This window comes from Niastella yeongjuensis (genome assembly GCF_900110245.1).
In the GTDB taxonomy this organism is placed as follows: Bacteria; Bacteroidota; Bacteroidia; order Chitinophagales; family Chitinophagaceae; genus Niastella; species Niastella yeongjuensis.
The window spans coordinates 493947-515256 of the sequence record NZ_FOCZ01000007.1; the positions used below are offsets into that span (position 1 = coordinate 493947).

Genomic DNA, 21310 nt, shown 5'->3' on the forward strand with positions numbered 1-21310 from the left:
TCATCCATCACTTCAAAGTCATCAACATGCAAAACGCTTATATAAATAGAAAACTGGTTGCGGTGTTTTTACTGGTCCTGCTTGGCAGCAGCTCCTGTAAAAAGATCCTGGACCTGCAACCACACAACTCCACATTTACAGATGCTTATTTTAAAACCGGTCAGGATGCCAATACAGCCATTGCAGGCGCCTATGCCTTGCTGAGGAGTGTATTGTTGAACAACTATTCCTGGCATGTATATGGAGATCTGCCTTCCGGCGAATACAGTGTTAACGGCGGGCTGGATGCCTTTAATCAACCCATTTGCAATGGTCAGTTCATTGGATTGAACGTGGGACCCTGGGAATGGAACTGGCAGAATTATTACCAGGTGCTCCAGCAGGTTAACCTGATCATAGCCAGGGTACCGGAGATACCCGCTTCCGCTTTTACCAATCCGGATCTCAAGAACCAGATCATTGGAGAGGCTTATTTTCTCCGCGCTTATGTTTATTTCTATATGAGCCGTATCTGGGGAGATATACCGCTGAAGCTGGCGCCGGATCTGGATGTTAGCCAGGCGCAAACTATTGCCCGCTCACCGGCAACCACCATATGGGCGCAATGTCTGGCAGATTGCCAGACGGCGGAAAGCAACCTGGTGTTTGGATATGCAGATCTCAGTCAAACTGCAGTCCGTGCCAACAGAGGCAGCGTTCTGGCGCTCAGAGCGCATATCCAGGCCTGGAAGCATGACTACAGCGCCTGTGAAAAAACAGCCGACACGCTTATCAGACAGGGTGGTTACCAGTTGGAGGACTCCGCGCACTATGCACAGGTATTTGTTGGCAAATCACGGGAAGGCATTTTTGAGATCAACGTTAACTACGGTCAAAATGAAGGCATTGCTACGGCCGGTAATGGTGGCGGTTATCTGCCTACCCTGGCCAGGCCCTTTATTGCCAACCAGGGCAGCCTGAACTGGCCCATCAATCATGATTATGTAATAAACCTTTATTCTGATACTGCTGATATCCGTTATGCCAAATTCTTTTACCAGGCCTATACCAGCAACCAGGGGCAGACCATTAAATACGCAAATATTTACTATGCCGACGGCTCCTCTCAAGGTGATCCGCGGCTGTCCAATAACCTGAATATTTTCAGGCTGCCGGATATCATGTTGCTGCGGGCAGAAGCGCTCAATAAACTGGGCCGGGATGGAGAAGCACTGCCATTGTTAAACGCTGTTAAAGAACGGGCAGGTATTGCAGACTATACAGGCGCCGGCGGCACAGACATGGGCAGGGAGATACTGGAAGAAAGATTGCGGGAATTTTTCTTTGAAGGCCAGGCCTATTATGATCTGATCCGCACGGGGCTGTTGCTTGATTATAATGAGAATTTCAGCCCGGACCAGTATTATAATGGCGGCTGGGTATGGCCAATAGATCCGTCCATGTTCAAGGATGACTTTACACTGGTGCAAACCAAATATTGGCAGGGCAAGCTTTAACCAATAAAACTGATTAGTATGACACTGAAGATAAAAATATTAACAGCGGCTTCGGCCCTTTTGTTACTGGCCACCGTTGCCTGCAAGAAATCCTATACCATTGGCGGAAGCACCTTTGTGGCGCAGGTGAACATGACCACCTATGACTATCTCAAGACCAACCATTTGTTTGATACACTGGTGATGATGATTGACAAAACAGGGCTGAAAGACGAGCTCAACCAGGCGGGCACCTTCTTTGCCTTTACCAATTATTCTATCCGCAGATATGTAGAAGCCAAAGGGGCCGACCTGCGCATCAAAAGGAATGATGAGAACATGCCCTATACATTTGATTCCCTGAACCTGGCAGCCCTGAAGGACTCCCTGCGCAGTTATATGTTTGCAGACCGGTTCACACGGGATAATATTACCAGGAATGGTTTATGGCGGCAATCGCGTAATGGTGAATACAGGTTAATGCAGCTGATCCCTACTTCTGATTACACCAATCAGAATGTATTCACCACAGAACCGCAATACATTTATTTCACCAAGATCATTGCGTTACCCGGTCATCCGGTACCGCCAGATTCTACCCAACTGGGATCCGTAGTGGATGAGCAGCGGCTGGAAAGTCTTTGCCAGACCACAGGTATTCTTACCACCACAGGTGTGCTGCACGTGCTGGGTAACTCACATATGTTCAACTTTTATGATGACAATCACTAATCTCCAATCAAACACAATCAATCATGAAGATTCCTCAATATATTGGATTAGTTCTCCTGGCAGGCCTGGTCACCAACTCCTGCCAGAAAGTTACACCTGGTTATTTAAGCCAGCAGATCCGGTATACGGACAACCCCATTCAGATAGCCAGGGGTATTGTAACTGAGACCAACCCGGTAGATGCAGATGGATCCAGCGCCCCTGTGACCTATGAACTGCTGGACGTTCGGGATTCCGCCACCGGCAAACATGCGGATGCCATTTATGCCAATCACCAGCGGTATGTATTCATCAGCCAGTTTGATCCCGCTATAGATAGCACCATCGAACTGCTGAATTCCGTTAGAAAACTGGTTAATGAACCTTGTTTTGATTTCAACGTACACACCGGCGCCTTTACATTTTACAGTACTACAGACAGTGTGCCATTAGGTACCTACACCTATGATGTTAAGGCCACCAATGAATCCGGCAGCAGGATCTATAAGGATGTTGGCCGGTTTACATTGTATGATGGTCTGCCTTATGAGAATGACGGCGCCGCCTGTGCCTGGTTCCAGGACGGTACCACTACCAGCGGGGACATAGCCACACCGCAAATGAAAATTGAACGACTCTCTACCAATGGCTACCGGGTCATCCTGAAGGTTGAAGACCAGAACGGCACACCCTTTAAGCCATCCAATAATGAATATATTGAACGTGGGGACAGAAGCAGCTTCCGCACCTTTGCCCGTTTCCATCCGCTGACAGTTACAGACACAGCCCTGATCTGTGATTTTGAATTGACGCCATTCCCTATTATCCAGGGCGCACAGGGCTATACCATCTATTATCGCATTCCCGGCAACATAGCCAGGATAGACCCGGGTATTACACCAGCCGGCACCAGAACATACAGTGTGAACCCAAGATTTACATTCCGTTTGTGGCAGGGTGGCACTTATTTAGTTACCATTCACTTACCTAAAGTAACAAGGGACCCGATATAACGGGATCCCTTGCCTGATCACATAGTAATTGTCTTGTAATTAACGGTAGGTGAGTTCCAGTTGAGGATTTTGGCTGTAGTCTTTCCAGAGTTCATCAACCGTTTTTCCGGTTAGCGTAGTCCAGATCTGTGACGTATATTTCCCCTCGCGGGCTGCCTTATCCAGTCTGTCAACAGTACCAGAATGGTTTTTTTCCACCCATACCAGGAAGCGGGCAGTTATACGGTAAGCATTGGTATAGTTTTGGCCGGGCTTCAGGTCTGGAAGCCGCCAGTTTCCCTTCTGGTTGTTGACACCATATACATAACGCACATAATCAGCAATACCCTCTGTAAGCCATCCGGGAACAGGATGTGTATAGGCCTGAACAATGTGCATGGCCTCATGGGTGACCACATCAATATCTTCCGGATGGGCTTTCAGCCATTTGGGATTATAACGCACCTTATCGTTGCCGGTCTCTGCAACGCCATCATAGTCGGGATCGATGGTAAAGACTACTTTTTGGGCTGTGTGGGTATTGAACCGGTTAGCTTCTTTAGGGTAAACGGTAAAAAATACGTCAATCATACGCTGCCGGGTAGTGGTGTCAAAATCAGGCTGCCGGTTAATAAATACCAGCGTATACCCTTCACGGGTAATGGTATCCGCAGCAGGCGCCTGGTAGCCGTTTTGGCTGTGGCCGGAAGCCCAGGCTGGCAGTGCGGGGCCCAATGCGAGGCCGGCCATCATTACCGCTGTTAATGTTGAGTTCATTGTTGAAGTTTTGGATGAAGTTGTGAAGATATTTATGGGTCAGGTCTGTTTGTTGTCAACAGACTTCAAACACAGTGTTAATGGAAATCAAATTACAATTTAAACCAGCATTGCTTGAAGTATACCACCTCTCTGCACAGGATCATTGCGATTGCCAGTGCCCTCACACTGACCTGTGTACAATTCTTTCTCCTGTACAACACCTATGAATTAAAAAACAACCATTACCTCTTTGCAGAAAAACGCATTATTACGGATGAGTACCTGGGGGCCATCAAAAATGACAAGGTCATGCCGGGTGGCGCCAATATACTGGATAACCATATAATGGGTAACCTGCCGCGGCTGGAAGCCCTGTATAAAATGGACAAACAGGCGTTCAATAAACTTGGCCAACGGGTTTGTGACAGCGCTTTCCGTGACCTGCGTAAAGCCAACAATATTGACAGCCTGATGGAAGCCATCATGCAGCGCAATCACCTGGACAGAAAGCTGCGGTATGCGTCTACCATTGAGTTTATTGAAATAGCTTTCCGGCGGGACCAGTATGTACCCCTCTACCATCAGAACGGCCATAACGAATGGATTGATCCGCAGATCCAAACAAAGGCAGGGATCCGCATAGCCGGTACACTGGACAATCTGGAGCCCAATACCCTGGCCCGGCATGTAACTGTCAGCAGCAGTACGGATAACAGCTACAGCATCTCCTTTAGCCTATATGTGGACACGTATGACCGCAAACAAACCATTCTCCGGCTCATGATGCCCACCTTTCTGCTCTCCCTCCTTTCAGTAGGCGGCGTGGTCATCCTGAACTTTGTAACCTTTCGGAACTGGATCCGGCAAAAGAAACTGTCAGAGATGAAATCTGATTTCATCAACAGCATCACGCATGAATTTCATACGCCGCTGTCTGCCATCATTGTGGCCAACCGGACCATGCAGAACGACAAGATCCTGTCTAATAAAGACAGCCTCCTCCCGCTTACTGAAGTAGTACAGCGGCAGGCCGAACGGCTCAAAACGCTGATCAGCCAAACGCTGGGTATTACCACCATGAACAAATTGTCCCTGCACGTGGAGCGCAGCTCTGTGCACCATCTGCTGGAGGAACTGTTGCTGGATTACCGGCTCAATGCAACAGAGTCTGAATCTGAGGTCACCCTTACCTTAAACAAAAATGCAACACGGGACGTTGTTTTGCTTGATCCTTTCTGGTTCACTACCATAATTCTGAATATTTTTGACAATGCGGTAAAATACAATACCAGAGAATCCAAGCATATAATTGTCACCACATCCAGCGATAAAAAAGCCCTGCACATTAAAATAGCGGACAATGGCATTGGTATCAACAAAGAAATTAGAAAGCATATTTTTGATAAGTTTTACCGGGGCGGCAGCGGTGTTCATAACCGGGTGAAGGGACTGGGATTGGGACTATTCTATGTGAACCGGGCTATAGACTCGCACAAATGGAAGCTGGATCTCCAGAGTGAAGAAGGAACAGGCAGCACCTTTACAATCAGTATACCCGTATTGGAACAAAAGACCCTCCTATGAATGCAAAGATTTTATTGGTTGAGGATGAGATTGATCTGGGCAATGTTGTTAAACAGTACCTGGAGATTGTTGGCTTTGAGGTAGATTGGGCAAAGAATGGTAAGCTGGCGTTCGACCAGTTGCAACAGTTTCATTCCTCCTATCAACTGGCCATTATTGATGTTTCCATGCCCGTAATGGATGGCTTTGAACTGGCCAACCGGATCTTTGAAGCCGGCATTCAGATTCCCTTTATCTTCCTCACGGCGCGTAATGAAAAAGCAGATCGTTTGTATGGCCTGAAGATTGGCGCGGATGATTACATTTCAAAACCCTTTGATGTGGATGAACTGGTGCTTCGTATAAAGAACATCATTCGCCGCTATGCTGCTACCGAAACACCTCAACGGCCCATTATTACCCGTGGTGATGTAGAGTTTAATAAAGATTCCCTCCGGCTGTCTATCAAACACAGAAATGACATTATCCTCACGCCCCGTGAGGCAGAGCTACTCCTCTATCTTTTTGAACATGAGAACAAGATCCTGCGCCGGGAAAACATCCTGGTACAACTCTGGGGCAAGAACGATTATTTTCTGGGCCGAAGCCTGGATGTGTTTATTTCCCGACTGCGAAAACACCTGAACAATTCCAACTGCATCCGGATTGAGAATGTATATGGCGTGGGGTTTATCTTCAGGGTGCAGGAGTAGAAAGCCCTGTTTGGTATCGCCACAGGTGAGGCTAACCGAATAATTGTTAAAGTTCAAAGAGCCTTGTAAATCTATAGGCTTACAAGGCTTTTTGTGCTTTCTTACCAGGAATGTCGGAATGACCGGAATGCTTTATACATCTCACCCGCAAAGATCTCGGGTTGTTCAAACGCGGCAAAATGCCCTCCCTTATCTACCTTATTCCAATAAAATAAGTTGGGCCAGGCAACTTCGGCCCAGGCGCGTGGCGCGCGGAATGTTTCGCCGGGGAAAATGCTGGCTGCCATTGGAAGTTCTATTTTATTTGACGTTGCACGGGATGCTGAGAAAAAGCCTGAATTCCTGATCGTGCTTCCTACGCCTTCCCAATACAGCCGCGCACTGGAAGTACCAGTGCCAGTAAACCAATAAAGAGATATATCGTCGAGCATTTGATCTTTTGTTAGCGCATCCTCCGGTTGGCCCTGATTATCTGTCCACTCCCAGAACTTTTCGTACATCCACATAGCCAGCGCCAGGGGAGAATCGTTAAGCGCATAACCTATAGTTTGTGGACGTGTATTCATTTGATCTGCATAGCCAGACATGTTGTTTAAGTAGTTTTCAATATCCCTGATGGCTTCCTGTTCTTCCTTGTCGGGATTTGGCGGATAAGCATCAGGAACGACCAGTGGTAAGCTTACATGTGCTGCAAGCAATCCCTGAGGACGCTCTCCAGCTAATGCATGTGTGATGGCAGCGCCCCAGTCACCCCCCTGAGCCACCCATTGGGTATATCCTAGTTTCTCTTGCATCAAAACAGCCCAGGCACGTGCAATACGCAACGGATTCCAGCCTTGTTCAGTAGGTTTATCTGAAAAACCGTAACCTGGTATCGAAGGTACAACTACGTGAAATGCATCCTTAGCGGGTAGGCCAAATTTTGTGGGGTCAGTTAAACGGTCTATTACTCCAAGGAATTCAACCACTGAACCAGGCCATCCATGTGTTAAAATAATGGGTAATGCATTGGGATGCGGTGAACGGGCATGGATGAAATGAATGCCCACTCCGTCGATAAGTGTACGAAACTGTGGAAATTGATTCAGCTGCGATTCAAATTTTCTCCAGTCATAGTTATTGACCCAATAATCAATCAATGCTTTTGCCGCCGACAAGGGAACACCCTGTGACCAATCATTAACGATTTCACGGTCTGGCCATCTGGTTTGGTTAAGTCTTAAACGAAGGTCATCGATTACGGCTTGTGGAATATGTAACTCAAAAGGTGTTAAAGATGCAGTTGCCAGTGGTAATTCAAATAAGGGAATGCCGTTAGCTGGTATTTCTGGTAATTTACTTTCAATTAATCCCATGCTTTTATAGATTATCTTTTAATATAAAATGGGATCGAAAGTATAGTATGGGATGTATATTAACTGTTCTATTAAGCTCAGTGTTTTCGACTAATTAGCTCATATTGGGAGAAACAGCGTGCCAGTTAGGCATGCTTATTCACGCTTTTTACCTGTCAGAGGAAATATAGGTAATCGCCAAATTCCACATCTAAAAATAGTTAAGCTTCTTATAGGGCATTCTGCACTTCCGTCCATAGGGAAGATGGATTAGGCTTTGATTCATTCCGATGACATGACACAAGAAAGAATGCCATTAAAACTAATGGCATCAGGTGTAAGTTAGGTTCGCCGCTGAAAAGTTAAAATTCAGCAATCAACCTAACTGGAATCAGGTATCAAGAAACAAAAAGCAGTGGATGAAGAAACGATATTTTCATAAGCGTCAGATTTATCCTGACGGTACTTAAATAGGGAACAGTTCAATTGATAACCTGCCCCCTATGTATTCTGAAGATCATTATCCACCAATGGTAGCAAATGTTTCTACTTCTTTCAACCGTTTAAGTGCCTCCTGCTGTTTCAACATACCATAGTTAATTCCTCCGGCATTGAGTGACGAACCTGCCTGGTATGGGTAGTCGTGAAAATCGCTGAAGAATTTTTTTATCTGGGCCTGTATCGGCACCAGTAACCACATATTCCGGGCAAGAAACTCAACAGCGCCACCGCCTTCTTCCAGTCCTCTTTCATAAGGATCCATACGAAGGTTAGCTATCAGGGCCCATGCTGAAACGGAGCGTACGCCGGTAGCTATATTGCCTTGCTGGGTAGCGAAACTTACTTTCCAGTCCTGGTAACGAATGGCGTTCAAATTACCTCCCTGGTCAAAATAATAGATCTCATTACGGGGACTTGTTTTTTCTTCGCCTTTGAAATAAGGTAAAAAGTTGTAACCATCAAGGTGAACTTTAAATTTCTTACCTCCGAAGGTGGTACCATTGGCCAGTTCTTCCTTAACATTGGGAACACCGGCAGCTGCTAACAAGGTAGGGAACCAATCTATCAACGAAATTATATCATTGTAGGCCGTCCCCGCCTTAATTACCCCAGGCCAGCGGGCCAGCATGGGAACTCGCAAGCCACCTTCCCATGTAGAACCTTTTTCACCATGGAACATCGTCATGGCGCCATCAGGCCAAAGTGCAATCTCTGCTCCATTGTCAGTTGTATAAAGAACTATTGTGTTGTCAGTTATTCCAAGATCATCGAGCTGGTCAAGCAATTCTCCTACATGACCATCATGCTCAACCATACCGTCTGCGTGTATGCCTTTGCCCGTTTTACCTAATGATTCAGGTTTTAAATGTGTAAACACATGCATACGGGTGGTGTTGAACCAAACAAAGAAGGGTTTGTCGTTTTTGGCGGCTTTATCAATAAAATTTTTTGCAGCGGCAAGAAATTCTTCGTCTATGGTCTCCATTCTTTTTTTAGTAAGCGCACCGGTATCCTCAATTTTCTGTTCGCCGTTTTTCTGTGCCCAGGAGTGAATAACGCCTCTTGGTCCGAACTTCTTTCTGAAAGTGGGATCTTGGGGATAGAAGTAACCTTCGGGTTCTTCTTCCGCATTCAGGTGATAAAGGTTGCCAAAGAATTCGTCGAAGCCGTGATTTGTAGGAAGATGATAGTCACGGTCGCCCAAATGGTTCTTACCGAATTGGCCGGTTGTATACCCTTGTTCTTTCAATGCATCGCCAATTGTGGGCATCCAATCTGTGATACCATGAGGGTCACCCGGCATACCAATTGTCAGGAGCCCTGTGCGGAATGGCTCCTGGCCTAATATAAAGGCTGCACGCCCTGCGGTACAGCTTTGCTGCCCATATGAATCCGTAAAAATGGCTCCTTCGTTTGCAATACGATCGATGTTAGGTGTTTTATATCCCATCAATCCTCTGGTGTATGCACTGATCTGGGGAATTCCGATATCATCACCAAATATTACCAATATATTGGGCTTTTTTTCGTTTTTCTTTGCTGCCATAATCTTTAAATTGAATTATCTAAAATGTTTAGAATAACTTATGTCAATACTATAGACACGGCAGTAGTAAGGTTTCCGCCTTATTTTAAGTACTTAATTTCAGTTTTGGACCCCAAAAAGCAAAGGCCCGCAAACATTGGTTTGCAGGCTTTGTCAAGACCTATCTGCTGCATTACCCTTGTTATGCACAGTTTATTCTTTCGCATTTTCATAATGCTTGTAAACACTTGCAATTTGTTCCCATCTATTATTTTCAAGTATGTAGAATCCAAATTCCAACTGAGTATAATTAGTCCGATACCTTTTTTGGTCTAAATATAAAGCTATTGTTCCGTTACGGATAAAAATAGGTTTTGAAAAGGTATAAACGATTGAACACATGTTTTTTTCCTTTTCCGTTGGGAGGTTTTCTGTTTTGTCAAATACTGGTTGAATTTCGTTTTGCTCTAAACGTCTTGAATAAGGAAACATATTTTGTTCCCATTTATAGTTTTTAAGTAAGTCAAGCTCTGTTATTAAGTATTCCTGTTCGTCAATAGAAATGGTGAATTTCTTTTTGTTGTCACCACGATACAAAAAATGAATGTCAAATGATTGATTTTGCTTAATAACATTTATCGCGGAGTCGATTATTTTTGTTTCAACTTGTGCCGTGTAATACATCGTGTCACACTCAAATCTTTCTAGTTTCCATCGATAAACCCAATCAGAATATGGATTTTCTATTAGATTGTATTTATTTTCAGGGATTTTTACTTTGTTAGCGTTTTCATTATTCGATTTGGCTTGTTTGTTAAGGCTTTGAAATGCTTCAATACTAATTTTGTCAAATTTTATTTTTTTGTCTTTCAGAATCTTTTCTGCTTCATTCAACTCCGATTCATTTAGGTATTGTCTGATTAAAAAACGGGTAGTTGTCGCATTAAAAGCTGGGTCATATGCTCCCGCTATTTCAGCCCAAACCAACGCTTGAATTTTCAGTTTTTCATTTTCTCCTCCTTTTTGAAAGTAATAAATAGAAAGTATTTCCATTGCTTTGGAGTTAACTTTCTCTGCTGAACTTATTAGGTAATATTCTGCTAACGAATCATTCTTTATTTTAAATTCAGGATTGAGGTAACAAAAGCCTACAACAAATTCAGCCATTGAATCTCCATTGTCTGCAAATGGTTTCAATAATTTAAAAGCTTTTGAAAAGTCTTTAGAGTCAAACGCCTTTAGTCCTTTTTCATAATCTTTGGTTTGTCCAAAAGAAAGGAAAGAAGTTATTATAAATAAAATTATCAGAAAATAATGTTTCATCTGTTTAAGTACCGGATTACAATTAAATTGAAAAAATATGGATGACGCGCAGGTGGAGAGGAAGGCCCATAACAAAAAAGCCCCTCGATAATCGAGAGGCTTTTTAAGTAAGTGCCCAGGACTGGATTCGAACCAGCACACCCTTGCGAGCGCTGCGACCTGAACACAGTGCGTCTACCAATTTCGCCACCTGGGCATTCAGATCTTTTATTTTCTAAAGAGCTATTTCGTTTCGGGTTGCAAAGATAACCGTAATTCTGAATTGACCAAAAAAATGAGAAATAATTCTCAGAAAAAATTGAATGTCACCTGATTTAAGAAAATGAATATATGCCCCGTACAATCAGTGGCCATATTCAACGTTCAGGTTGTCTCATAAATCTGAGACAAACTTCCATGAAAAAACAATCCCTATTGAGTATCCTTTCCGTCGGAATGGTACTTGCCCTGGGCATCGCTATCGTAGGCTGCGGCTCCTCTACTTGTGATAAGCCGGCAATGCCCCTTGACGAAGTAACCGGGACAGCCCAAACAAACGACTCGACCCTTCAGGTGTTCGTGGCATCATCCGGAAAAATAACAGCCAATGGTCTCCCGGTCGACCTTACCATGCTCGACTCCGCCCTTGGCAAGCTTAAAAATGTCCACGGAAAAGTTTTTTATTCCCGCGAAAATTTACAGGCAGATCCACCGGCTGAATCAATGAAAATAATGGACCTGGTCGTCAAGTACGAACTGCCCGTAAAGTTTTATATTGACAAGGCTTTTACCAAAACGGCGGATGTTAAATAAACTTCGAATAAATAAGCAGGTTGACAGGGCTCATTTCCTTGTCAACTTGTTATCTTCCCCTATTCCGCAAGATCCAATAAACAAGATCCTACTTCTTTGCTTACCTTAGTTTCAAACTACTACCATGCCTGCTCCATTGGCGCAAAAACTAAAAATAAAAGAAGGCTTCACCCTGCGCACCATCAACGCGCCGGCCGATTTTAAAAAGGAACTCGGGCCCCTTCCTGATGATGTATCTATTTCCCCCACAGCGAAGAATTACCAGCAAATTCACTGGTTCCTCCTCAATAAAGCCCAGCTCGATAAAGAATTGCCCAAAGTACTGCCCCTGGTTAAAGAAGATGTGCTTTGCTGGTGTTATTATCCCAAAGGCACTTCTTCCCTGCAAACTGACCTTACCCGCGATAAAGGGTGGGACAACCTGCTGAAACAGCCACAGGTCCACTGGATCACGCTGGTTTCTTTTAACGATACCTGGTCGGTCTTTGCTTTTCGACTGAAAACTGAAGCCGATAAAAAGAAAGCGGCCAATCAAACGGAACGGCCCATCCTGGAATATATCGACCCCCTAAAGAAGATTGTGCGCCTGCCAGATGACCTGCAGGCGGTGCTAGCTAAAAACAAAAAGGCTGGTACTTACTTTGAGTCGCTTCCATTCTCCCACAAAAAAGAATATGTAGAATGGATTGTTACCGCCAAACGTGCGGAAACCCGGGAAAAACGAATTGCCGACACGCTCGACCGGTTATTGAAGGGCTGGAAGAATCCCAGGAATATATAAGCTTATAATACGGTTATCGTTGGTGGCTGGCTCCAGGAACGCAGCTCAGTAGTGGTAAGGATATTAAACGGCTCCCTGGTTCCTCCCAACTCCCCGGAATACTTTACAAATACTACCTCTTTTATTTTATAATGCCTGATGGCATAAGAACAAAGGATGCAGGGCTCCACATTGCTGTACAAAACCGACCCGGATACATCTTCTCCCTTTTGTACCGCATCGAGAACGGCCACCACTTCAGCATGCCGGGTAATGTCTTTCAATTGCCGGCTTTTTTCATACCCTTCCCCAATAATTTTTCCGTCTTTTACCAGAACGCTGCCAACGGGACTTTCACCGTCTGCAGCGGCTTTTTCTGCCAGGGCGAGGCATCTTTCCAGGTATTGCTGATGTTCACTCATGACCGCAAAAGTAAATCATTTCAACGCTATCTTTTTGCCTGTGCTGCACGCCTGGTAAATGGCATCGATGATCTTCAGATCACGCACGCCTTCTTCTCCATCTACCGGAACTATCGGTTGTTTGCCATCAAGGATTATGCCGGCCATTTCATCCATCTGCACCGTTTGATGGGTGATATGCGGTTGCGTTAACTCGCCTTTGCTGGTGCGGCCTTTAATGGGCCCGTAACCGGTGGCGGGTTGTAATTCCGCAAAACCTTTCTCTGCATTTAAAAAGAATCGATCGAGGTTGTTCATGCTATAGGTGCTCAAGCAGGAGGCCACTGCCCCACTCGGGAAACCCAGTTGAAATTGTATGGTCTCATCAACCCCCGGTTTAAATTTTTGCGGATTGGTTTTGGTTTCCTCCGCGGTTACCCAAACCGGTTCTTCTCCGATCATGTAACGCGCACCATTAATGGAATAGATCCCAATATCCATCAATGAGCCGCCGCCGGCCAGGGCTTTGTTCAACCGCCATTGGGTGGGATCGCCAATAGTAAAACCACTCAACCCCTGGAAGAAAAGTATTTTACCCAACTCGCCATCCTTTCGCATTCGTATGATCTCAAGGGTCTTGGGTTCAAAATGCATACGGTAACCAACCAACAATTTTACATTCGCTTTTTTACAGGCGTCCACCATTTCCTGCCCTTCCTTTGCATTCAAGGCCATCGGTTTTTCACAAATGACATGCTTACCCGCTTTGGCAGCACGGATAACATTATCGTGGTGCAGGCCGTTAGGCGTGGTCACATACACGACATCAATATCCGGGTTGTCTTTTATTGTGTCGAAGGTCTCGTAGCTGTAACAGTTCTTTTCGGGAATATTATACTTCGACTGCCAGTTGGTGATCTTGGCGGGTGTGCCGCTTACTACGCCCACCAGGCGGGCACGTTTGCAATCTCTCATGGCGTCTGCCACGCGGGTACCATAACTACCCAGGCCCATAATAGCTACGCGTAACGGCGGCCCATCATAGTTTTTTTTATCGGCATTTTCTATACAGGAAATGGCTTCGGTCGACAGCATGGGAAAGGCAATCACCGATGCCGCCAGCTTTTGCAGAAAGTCTCGACGGGAATTCATACAGGCAAGTTTTATTTAAATTTAAGTAACAATGAGTTACCGCAGCATTATTTATGCCACCAACATTTTTACCAATGGGGATGATAGTTTGCCGGTATAGAACCGGTTGTATCGTTCCTGCCGGTTTCGTTTTCCGCTCATCCTTAAAATAGTTGTTTTTTGTAACTTATTGATGCCTGCATTTCGCTTAGATCGTTAAAGCAATAACCCCGTTGCTCGTTTTTCCAAAACTACCGATGCTATACTTTAACAGGCATAAAAAAAAGAGAATCTGTATACTTGGTTTATGAACCCGCGCAAACTGCTTTTGCTAATCTGTTTTGCAGTCACATGTATCACTTCAACCGCCATGAGTCAACCCACCGATACAACGGTTGTGAGAAGAACATTTATTACCCAACACCTTCAAGGCAATATTTTATTAGATGGCATCCCCAACGAAGATGCCTGGAATTCGGTTACATGGAGCGGTAACTTCACCCAATGGCAGCCCAACGAAGGCAAGGCACCGCACCAGCCCACCGAATTCAAGATCCTGTACGACGAAAAATACCTGTACATAGCCTACCATTGTATCGATCAGTATCCCGATTCCATCATCCGCTGGATGGACCGCCGTGACCAGTTTCCCGGCGATTGGGTAGAAATAAATATCGACAGTTACCACGACCACCGCACCGCCTTTTCCTTTACCCTATCGGTATCGGGCGTACGTGGCGATGAATTTGTTTCGAACAACGGCAATAACTGGGATGCCAACTGGAATCCCATCTGGTTTTCGAAAACCCATATCGATGAAACCGGCTGGACGGCCGAAGTAAAGATCCCGTTCAGTCAGCTGCGTTATGGCAATGAGGTTGATAAAACCTGGGGCATACAGGTAACGCGACGCATTTTTCGCAAGGAAGAAAGATCGTGCTGGCAATACATCCCACAGAATTCCGGGGTTTGGGTAAGCCGTTTTGGTGAACTGAAAGGATTGAAAAATATTCCCATGCACCGGCAGGTGGAGATTGCCCCCTATGTCACCTTTCAGGCCGATAAATACAAAAAAGAACCAGGCAATCCTTTTGCCACGGGGTTCGACAGTAAATTAACCGGCGGGGTCGATGGCAAGTATGCCGTTACCAATGATCTGATCCTTGATTTCACCGTTAATCCCGATTTCGGACAGGTGGAGGCCGATCCTTCCCAGGTACGCATCGATGGCTTTCAGAACTTTTTTGAAGAGCGCCGTCCCTTTTTTATAGAGAGCCGGAATATTTTCGACTATCAGTTAACCGGTTCCGAGGCGGGTGGCGATTATGATTCAGACCTGCTTTTTTACTCCCGCCGTATCGGCAGTTCCCCGCATTTAACACCTGAAACCAATGATAGTGAATATTTAAAAATGCCGCAGTACACCTCTATCCTCGGTGCCGCCAAGTTCAGTGGCAAAACACGAAAAGGCTGGAGCATTGGGGTGCTGGAAAGTATTACCCAACGGGAAATGGCAACCATCGACAACAATGGAGAGAAAAGAAAGGAGCTGGTGGAGCCGCTTACCAGCTATTTTGTTGGCAGATTGCAGAAAGACATCAATAGCGGACAAACTATCTTTGGTGGTATTATTACCGCTGTAAATCGCGATGGCGGGTTGAATGACCTGTTGCATCGCCAGGCCTATTCCGGCGGGCTCGATTTCTACCATACCTGGAAGAACCGGATCTGGTATGTGCGCGGTAATATGGTCTTTAGCCAGGTACAGGGCACAAAGGATGCCATCCTCAATACCCAGACCGCTTTTGAACACCTGTTCCAGCGAACAGATGCCCGCGTGCTATCGGTTGACAGCAGCCGTACAGCGCTTACGGGAACCGGCGGCACCTTCCGTTTTGGAAAAGTGGGTGGTAAGGGAGCCGGAAAACATGGCCGCCTGTTTAAATTCGAAACCGGCTTTACGCTGCGTTCTCCGGAACTGGAGTTGAACGATATCGGCTTTATGCTTACCGCCAATGAGATCAACCATTTTACCTGGGCAGGTTTTCACTGGCCCAAATCATTCCTGTTCTTCCGTTCAGCCCGGTTGAATTATAACCACTGGTCGCGCTGGGATTACAGCGGCCGCTTCCTGAACCAGGCGTTTAACTTCAACAGCCATGCCTATTTTAAAAACAACTGGCAGGCTGGTACCGGTGGTACTACTGTGGTATACGACGTTTCGAACAATGCTTTACGAGGCACTACGGCCATTCGCAATCCGGGTACTGTTTCGCACAACATATATGTGAATACTGATTTTAGAAAGAAACTATACGCCTATCTGGCTTTGTACAACGTGTGGGGTTTCGGTCATACCATGAGAAATAATAACGTAGAGCTCACCCTTTATTTTCAACCCATGAATTCCCTGCGGCTTAGTCTGGCCGGAAGTTATACCTATTACTGGCGCCGGCAGGACCAGTTTGTCGATAATGTAGACTACAACAATACCTCCCGTGCCATTGTAAGTGAAGTAAAACAACACACCCTGCGTTTTACCGGCCGGTTAACGTATAACATTACACCCGACCTTACTTTGCAATACTACGGACAACCCTATTTGAACCGGCCAACATACGATCATTTTGCGTATGTGATCAATCCCATGGCAAAAAACTACAATGACCGGTTTCAGCCATTCAAAGAAGGTACCCTTAAACTGGTGGGTGATGAATACCTGGTTGATGAACAAAAGGATGGCGTGGTGGATTATACCTTCGATAAACCTGATTTTAACTTTGTGCAGTTCCGCAGCAATTTCGTAATGCGTTGGGAGTATAAACGTGGTTCAGAGCTTTACCTGGTGTGGTCGCAAAGCAATACGCCCGATGCCGATGCCGATCTCGAAAACAATGTACGGGTTCCCAAAAGTTTATTCAATAATGCCTTTGGCCACGATGATGCGAGGAATATCTTTCTGGTAAAGTGGACGTATCGGTTTTTAAAGTAGTTGCCATGTACGAAGATGCCTAACGCTTGGCTGAAATTTAGGGCCCGGAAACCGGCGACTGGTAACCGGTAGCAAAAAAGGTGAGCCACTCACAATGAGTGACCCACCTTTCTATAAAGAAATAGACTATTAGTACAACAATCTCACCTTAATGGTGTCCTTCACCTCCTTCAACAACTGAACCGCTGTGTTAGACAGCTTTTTGTCAATATCCAGCACCACATACCCTATTTCATCATTTGTTTTCAGGTACTGGCCCAGGATGTTGATCTTGGCATTAGACAGGGTGGTATTGATGGCAGACAGCACGCCCGGCACGTTACGGTGAATGTGCAGGATGCGATGCACACCTTCCTGTAGGGGCAGGCTTAAAGTAGGCACCGTATGTGAGCCAATGCTTGTTCCATGTTCAAGATACTGGTACAATTTGTTGCTCACATCTTCCCCAATGTTTTCCTGCGCCTCTTCGGTTGAACCGCCGATGTGCGGGGTCAGGATCACGTTGGGTAAACCCTGTAACGGAGTAGAGAATTTGTCGCCGTTTTTTTCCGGCTCCCAGGGATACACATCCACTGCAGCGCCACTCATTGCTTTTTCCTCCAATGCCTTGGCCAGCGCTTCCAGCTCAACCACTTCCCCACGGGCATAGTTGATAAGGATAGACCCTTTCTTGAAATTCTTGATCACGTTCTTGTTGATCATGTTTTTGGTGGCAGCCGTTTCGGGTACGTGCAGCGTTATGATATCGGCCTGGCTTACCACGTCTTTCAGGGTTTTCTTGGCTACAGCATTACCCAGCGGTAGTTTGGTGATGGTATCGTAAAAGATAACATGCATCCCCATGGCTTCGGCCAGAATGCTCACCTGGGTTCCGATATTACCATATCCGATAATGCCCAGGGTTTTGCCACGCAGCTCATAACTGCCCTTTGCGTCCTTCATCCATACACCCTCATGAGCGGCTTTGTTCTTATCAACAATGCGTCTGATCAACAGAATAGACAGACCAATAACCAGCTCAGCTACGGAACGGGTATTGGAATACGGCGCATTGAACACCGCAACACCCTGTTGTTTAGCATATTTTAAATCAACCTGATTAACTCCAATACAAAAGCAACCGATTGCCTGTAGTTTCTTTGCAGCATCCAGTACACGCGGAGTGATCTGCGATTTGGATCGGATACCCAGCAAATGCACGTCCTTTATTTCCTTAATCAGGTCTTCTTCACTTAATGCCCCCGTTACCTTTTTAACGGATGTGTAACCATTGTCTTTAAAGAATTTAACAGCCGTGTCAGAGATGTTCTCAAGTAGAAGAATGTTTATCTTTTCCTTGGGATAACTCGTAATTTGTTTGTCGGTCATAATGAATCCTACTGCTTTTACGTTATCTTAGTTAAAAGATTGCAAATATAGTTCATAGTTGCAGAAAGTTGGGCATAGAAATTGAATTCATGGCCCGTTACTGAACCGTTTTCTGTAACTTTGTACATTAGTTGAAACCATAAATTAATAGTCCTGGTGAAAAACATAGTCAGGTTGTTGCTAACCCTAGTGGTATTGGAAAGTTGTGCTCGAGTTAATAATAAGAAGGTTACTTCCTCCCCTATGAATGAAGGTGATACTTCATCACTTTCTCATGCCGTTCCTTTAACCCCCGAAGAGATGAGTTATTATAAGAGAATGGTCAGCAACCATCTCGACTCTACCTTCAGTAAAACCAGGTTCAATGGCAGTGTGCTGGTAGCCAAAAATGGCCAGGTCATTTACGAAATGTACAATGGCTTCATAGATCCCCGCACCGGAAAAGACTCCATCACGCCCAGTACGCCATTCCATCTTGCCTCAGTATCAAAGACCTTTACCGGTATGGCCACCCTCAAACTGTGGCAGGAAGGCAAACTCAATATCGACGATCCCGTTTCAAAATACTTACCGGGCTTTCCTTTGGAAGCCGTTACCGTACGCCTGTTGCTGAACCATCGAAGCGGTATTCCCAAATATGACCACTACATGGGGTCCATGGGTTGGGACAGACACAAGATGGTTTCTAACCAGGATGTACTCGATTTCCTTATCGCCAACTACAAGAAAATACCTATAGCGCCTGCCAACCATGGCTTCAGCTATTCCAATACCAATTTTGCCCTGCTGGCCCTCATCATTGAAAAAGTAAGCGGCCAGAGCTACCCTGAATACCTGAAAAAGACATTCTTCGAACCGTTTGGGATGAAAGACACCTATGTGTTCACCCTTGCCGATTCTGCGAAATACATGCCTTCCTTTTATTACAGCGGAAAAGAATATAGGTTCGAATTTCTCGATGCGGTATATGGCGACAAAAACGTTTACAGCACCGTACGTGACCTGCTGAAATGGGACCAGGCCCTGAAAAATGAAAGCATCTTTAAAAAGTCATTCCTCGATCAGGCCTATTCCGGTTATAGTTTTGAAAAACCGGGTACCCACAATTATGGTTTGGGCTGGCGCATGTACCTGTTGAATAATGGCAAAAAGCTCATTTACCACAATGGCTGGTGGCATGGCAACCGCACCTCTTTTTATCGGATGCTGGATGAGGATGCTACCATTATTGCCCTGTGTAATAATGATTGCCGCTACGTTTACAAGGTGAAGGAAATGGCCGATATTTTCGGTGATTACCTGCAAAACAACAACCGCTACGACGATGACGATCCCAGCAACCCACAGATTGCTCAGGCTCAAAAACCAGTTGTAACACGTCGCTCGCACACCGTTGCGCATAAAAAGAAACCTGCCGGTCGCCGTTCTACTGCCAAAAAGTAACTAATTTTCGGAATGCAAATTTTTGCTACCGAACAAATCAGGGCGTGGGATGAATATACCATCCGTCACGAACCCATTGCCTCTGTCGATTTGATGGAGCGCGCTGCTACAGCCTGTTATGAATGGCTATTACAAAACAATTATAAAGGGAAAGCCTTCTCCATCTTTTGCGGCAAAGGCAATAATGGCGGCGACGGATTGGTCATTGCCCGGCTGCTGGCCCAAACCCATCATACGGTTACCGTTTATATTCTTGAGTTTGGCCATAAGGGTACAGTAGATTTTCAGCTCAACCTGGCCCGGTTGCACGATACCAATGCCACCATCCGTTTCATTTCTTCAGAAGAAAACCTACACGCCATCCCGGCCGGCGAAGTGATCATCGATGCGTTGTTGGGTTCCGGCATCAACCGCCCGGCCGACGGTCTCACCGCTTACCTGATACAACATATTAACAATAGTAATAATGAAGTGATAGCCGTCGATATTCCCAGCGGTCTGTTTGTTGACCACAGCGCTAAAGGGAATATTGTAATTAAGGCGCATCACACCCTTAGTTTTCAGTGTTTTAAACCGGCTTTCCTGATGCCGGAAAACGCAGCCAGCATTGGCGATGTGCACCTGTTAGACATAGGACTGCTTCCGGAATTCTTGTCCATGCAGGATTCGCCCTTTCAGCTTATTGACCCGGCAATGGTGAAACAATTGGTGCAACCGCGCAAACCTTTTTCGCACAAAGGCGATTACGGCCATGCCGCCATCATTGCAGGTAGTTATGGGATGATGGGTGCTGCCGTTTTATGCGCCCGCGCCTGTTTACGCAGTGGTGTAGGCAAGCTCACCTGTCATATTCCGGCTGTGGGGTACAACATCATGCAATCTTCGGTGCCCGAAGCCATGTGTAAAACAGGTGCTGCTGGCGACGAAAGCGCCACTTCCGGCCATGCAATCCAGGAAATGGACAAATACGACACCATTGGTATAGGTCCGGGACTGGGGTCGAATGCCAGTAATATTGCGCTTTTATATAACATTTTTGAACAGAACCGCCGTCCGATGGTGATCGATGCCGATGGATTGAACGCGATAGGGAAAGAAAAAGCCCTGCTGAACAAGATCCCCCTGGGCTCCATTCTTACCCCGCACCCCAAAGAATTTGAACGGTTGTTTGGAAAAACCGACAATGATTACGACCGTATACAACTAGCCCTGCAAACAGCAACAGATAATGATTTATATATTGTATTAAAGGGCCGATATACATTTATTGCGTCCCCCGATGGCAAGGGCTATTTTAACAGCACCGGCAATCCTGGTATGGCCAGCGGCGGTACCGGCGACGTGTTGACCGGAATTATTACCGGACTGCTGGCGCAGAAATATCCACCCCTGCACGCCGCCATTTTAGGGGTGTATTTGCATGGTCTTGCCGGCGATCTGGCCGCTGCTTATGCTTCACAGCCTTCCCTGATAGCCTCTGACCTGGTAGATTTTTTAGGTCAGGCGTATCAATCGTTATAAGAAAAT

General features: G+C 45.8%; 17 protein-coding genes and 1 tRNA gene. 10 read left to right on the forward strand and 8 right to left on the reverse strand.

Annotation, left to right across the window (positions count from 1 at the left end; all coding sequences use genetic code 11):
* The first annotated feature begins 26 nt into the window (after nt 1-26).
* Genes BMX95_RS21055 through BMX95_RS21065 form a run of 3 tightly spaced genes read left to right on the forward strand, consistent with a single transcriptional unit; the run spans nt 27 to nt 3199 of the window.
* Nucleotides 27-1496 carry a RagB/SusD family nutrient uptake outer membrane protein gene (locus BMX95_RS21055; protein WP_242673233.1) on the forward strand — a complete coding sequence of 490 codons (1470 nt, stop codon included), beginning with the start codon at nt 27-29 and terminating at the stop codon, nt 1494-1496.
* Nucleotides 1497-1514: 18 nt separating this feature from the next.
* Entirely contained in the window at nt 1515-2207 is a 693-nt protein-coding gene (locus tag BMX95_RS21060; RefSeq protein WP_081203695.1) for a hypothetical protein, read from the forward strand.
* Between the two features lie 23 nt (nt 2208-2230).
* The gene (locus tag BMX95_RS21065; protein WP_081203694.1) at nt 2231-3199 is read left to right on the forward strand and encodes a DUF5007 domain-containing protein; all 969 of its coding nucleotides are present in this window, start codon (nt 2231-2233) and stop codon (nt 3197-3199) included.
* Between the two features lie 39 nt (nt 3200-3238).
* Here BMX95_RS21065 and BMX95_RS21070 read toward each other — a convergent pair whose 3' ends face one another.
* Nucleotides 3239-3955 carry a basic secretory protein-like protein gene (locus tag BMX95_RS21070; RefSeq protein WP_081203693.1) on the reverse strand — a complete coding sequence of 239 codons (717 nt, stop codon included), beginning with the start codon at nt 3953-3955 and terminating at the stop codon, nt 3239-3241.
* Between the two features lie 114 nt (nt 3956-4069).
* Between BMX95_RS21070 and BMX95_RS21075 the strand changes: the two genes are divergently transcribed.
* Both BMX95_RS21075 and BMX95_RS21080 read left to right on the forward strand, forming a co-directional pair.
* Nucleotides 4070-5521: a sensor histidine kinase gene (locus BMX95_RS21075; RefSeq protein ID WP_081203692.1), complete on the forward strand. Its 1452-nt coding sequence runs from the start codon at nt 4070-4072 to the stop codon at nt 5519-5521.
* Complete coding sequence (locus BMX95_RS21080; RefSeq protein ID WP_081203691.1) at nt 5518-6213, forward strand: response regulator transcription factor; 696 nt, start codon at nt 5518-5520, stop codon at nt 6211-6213. The genes BMX95_RS21075 and BMX95_RS21080 overlap by 4 nt, the downstream gene beginning before the upstream one ends.
* 101 nt (nt 6214-6314) lie before the next feature.
* Here BMX95_RS21080 and BMX95_RS21085 read toward each other — a convergent pair whose 3' ends face one another.
* The 4 genes from BMX95_RS21085 to BMX95_RS21100 form a co-directional block, all read right to left on the reverse strand.
* On the reverse strand, nt 6315-7568 hold the full coding sequence (locus tag BMX95_RS21085; RefSeq protein ID WP_081203690.1) for an epoxide hydrolase family protein: 1254 nt from the start codon (nt 7566-7568) through the stop codon (nt 6315-6317).
* 499 nt (nt 7569-8067) lie between these two features.
* Entirely contained in the window at nt 8068-9594 is a 1527-nt protein-coding gene (locus BMX95_RS21090) for an arylsulfatase (RefSeq protein ID WP_081203689.1), read from the reverse strand.
* Between the two features lie 192 nt (nt 9595-9786).
* Nucleotides 9787-10896 (reverse strand): SEL1-like repeat protein, encoded by a 1110-nt coding sequence (locus tag BMX95_RS21095; RefSeq protein ID WP_081203688.1) that lies wholly within the window; start codon nt 10894-10896, stop codon nt 9787-9789.
* 112 nt (nt 10897-11008) lie between these two features.
* Nucleotides 11009-11092: transfer RNA gene (locus BMX95_RS21100), tRNA-Leu, on the reverse strand.
* Nucleotides 11093-11292: 200 nt separating this feature from the next.
* Between BMX95_RS21100 and BMX95_RS21105 the strand changes: the two genes are divergently transcribed.
* Together BMX95_RS21105 and BMX95_RS21110 are read left to right on the forward strand one after the other, a co-directional pair.
* Nucleotides 11293-11688: a hypothetical protein gene (locus BMX95_RS21105; RefSeq protein WP_081203687.1), complete on the forward strand. Its 396-nt coding sequence runs from the start codon at nt 11293-11295 to the stop codon at nt 11686-11688.
* Nucleotides 11689-11812: 124 nt separating this feature from the next.
* The gene (locus BMX95_RS21110; protein ID WP_081203686.1) at nt 11813-12469 is read left to right on the forward strand and encodes a YdeI/OmpD-associated family protein; all 657 of its coding nucleotides are present in this window, start codon (nt 11813-11815) and stop codon (nt 12467-12469) included.
* Between the two features lie 2 nt (nt 12470-12471).
* Here BMX95_RS21110 and BMX95_RS21115 read toward each other — a convergent pair whose 3' ends face one another.
* Together BMX95_RS21115 and BMX95_RS21120 are read right to left on the reverse strand one after the other, a co-directional pair.
* A complete protein-coding gene (locus BMX95_RS21115) occupies nt 12472-12870 on the reverse strand; it encodes a nucleoside deaminase (RefSeq protein WP_081203685.1) in 399 nt (132 codons plus the stop codon).
* A gap of 15 nt (nt 12871-12885) precedes the next feature.
* Entirely contained in the window at nt 12886-14001 is a 1116-nt protein-coding gene (locus BMX95_RS21120; protein ID WP_081203684.1) for a Gfo/Idh/MocA family protein, read from the reverse strand.
* A 349-nt stretch (nt 14002-14350) separates the two neighbouring features.
* Here BMX95_RS21120 and BMX95_RS21125 point away from each other — a divergent pair, with 349 nt between their 5' ends.
* Complete coding sequence (locus BMX95_RS21125; RefSeq protein ID WP_165759083.1) at nt 14351-16972, forward strand: DUF5916 domain-containing protein; 2622 nt, start codon at nt 14351-14353, stop codon at nt 16970-16972.
* Between the two features lie 129 nt (nt 16973-17101).
* On the opposite strand, the gene serA is transcribed toward BMX95_RS21125, so the two are convergent.
* Nucleotides 17102-18340 carry a phosphoglycerate dehydrogenase gene (gene serA, locus BMX95_RS21130; RefSeq protein WP_081203682.1) on the reverse strand — a complete coding sequence of 413 codons (1239 nt, stop codon included), beginning with the start codon at nt 18338-18340 and terminating at the stop codon, nt 17102-17104.
* Between the two features lie 243 nt (nt 18341-18583).
* On the opposite strand from serA, the gene BMX95_RS21135 reads away from it, so the two are divergent.
* On the forward strand, nt 18584-19783 hold the full coding sequence (locus tag BMX95_RS21135; protein WP_081203681.1) for a serine hydrolase domain-containing protein: 1200 nt from the start codon (nt 18584-18586) through the stop codon (nt 19781-19783).
* Nucleotides 19784-19795: 12 nt separating this feature from the next.
* Nucleotides 19796-21304, forward strand: coding sequence for an NAD(P)H-hydrate dehydratase (locus tag BMX95_RS21140; protein ID WP_081203680.1), 1509 nt, complete (start codon nt 19796-19798; stop codon nt 21302-21304).
* The last annotated feature ends 6 nt before the right edge of the window (nt 21305-21310 follow it).

Coding starts and splice junctions, on each gene's coding strand:
- BMX95_RS21055 (WP_242673233.1), top strand. CDS start 27: ATGCAAAACGCTTATATAAATAGAAAACTGGTTGCGGTGTTTTTACTG.
- BMX95_RS21110 (WP_081203686.1), top strand. CDS start 11,813: ATGCCTGCTCCATTGGCGCAAAAACTAAAAATAAAAGAAGGCTTCACC.
- BMX95_RS21085 (WP_081203690.1), bottom strand. CDS start 7,568: ATGGGATTAATTGAAAGTAAATTACCAGAAATACCAGCTAACGGCATT.
- BMX95_RS21115 (WP_081203685.1), bottom strand. CDS start 12,870: ATGAGTGAACATCAGCAATACCTGGAAAGATGCCTCGCCCTGGCAGAA.
- BMX95_RS21080 (WP_081203691.1), top strand. CDS start 5,518: ATGAATGCAAAGATTTTATTGGTTGAGGATGAGATTGATCTGGGCAAT.
- BMX95_RS21090 (WP_081203689.1), bottom strand. CDS start 9,594: ATGGCAGCAAAGAAAAACGAAAAAAAGCCCAATATATTGGTAATATTT.
- BMX95_RS21120 (WP_081203684.1), bottom strand. CDS start 14,001: ATGAATTCCCGTCGAGACTTTCTGCAAAAGCTGGCGGCATCGGTGATT.
- BMX95_RS21070 (WP_081203693.1), bottom strand. CDS start 3,955: ATGAACTCAACATTAACAGCGGTAATGATGGCCGGCCTCGCATTGGGC.
- BMX95_RS21060 (WP_081203695.1), top strand. CDS start 1,515: ATGACACTGAAGATAAAAATATTAACAGCGGCTTCGGCCCTTTTGTTA.
- BMX95_RS21095 (WP_081203688.1), bottom strand. CDS start 10,896: ATGAAACATTATTTTCTGATAATTTTATTTATAATAACTTCTTTCCTT.
- BMX95_RS21065 (WP_081203694.1), top strand. CDS start 2,231: ATGAAGATTCCTCAATATATTGGATTAGTTCTCCTGGCAGGCCTGGTC.
- BMX95_RS21140 (WP_081203680.1), top strand. CDS start 19,796: ATGCAAATTTTTGCTACCGAACAAATCAGGGCGTGGGATGAATATACC.
- BMX95_RS21105 (WP_081203687.1), top strand. CDS start 11,293: ATGAAAAAACAATCCCTATTGAGTATCCTTTCCGTCGGAATGGTACTT.
- BMX95_RS21135 (WP_081203681.1), top strand. CDS start 18,584: ATGAATGAAGGTGATACTTCATCACTTTCTCATGCCGTTCCTTTAACC.
- BMX95_RS21125 (WP_165759083.1), top strand. CDS start 14,351: ATGAGTCAACCCACCGATACAACGGTTGTGAGAAGAACATTTATTACC.
- serA (WP_081203682.1), bottom strand. CDS start 18,340: ATGACCGACAAACAAATTACGAGTTATCCCAAGGAAAAGATAAACATT.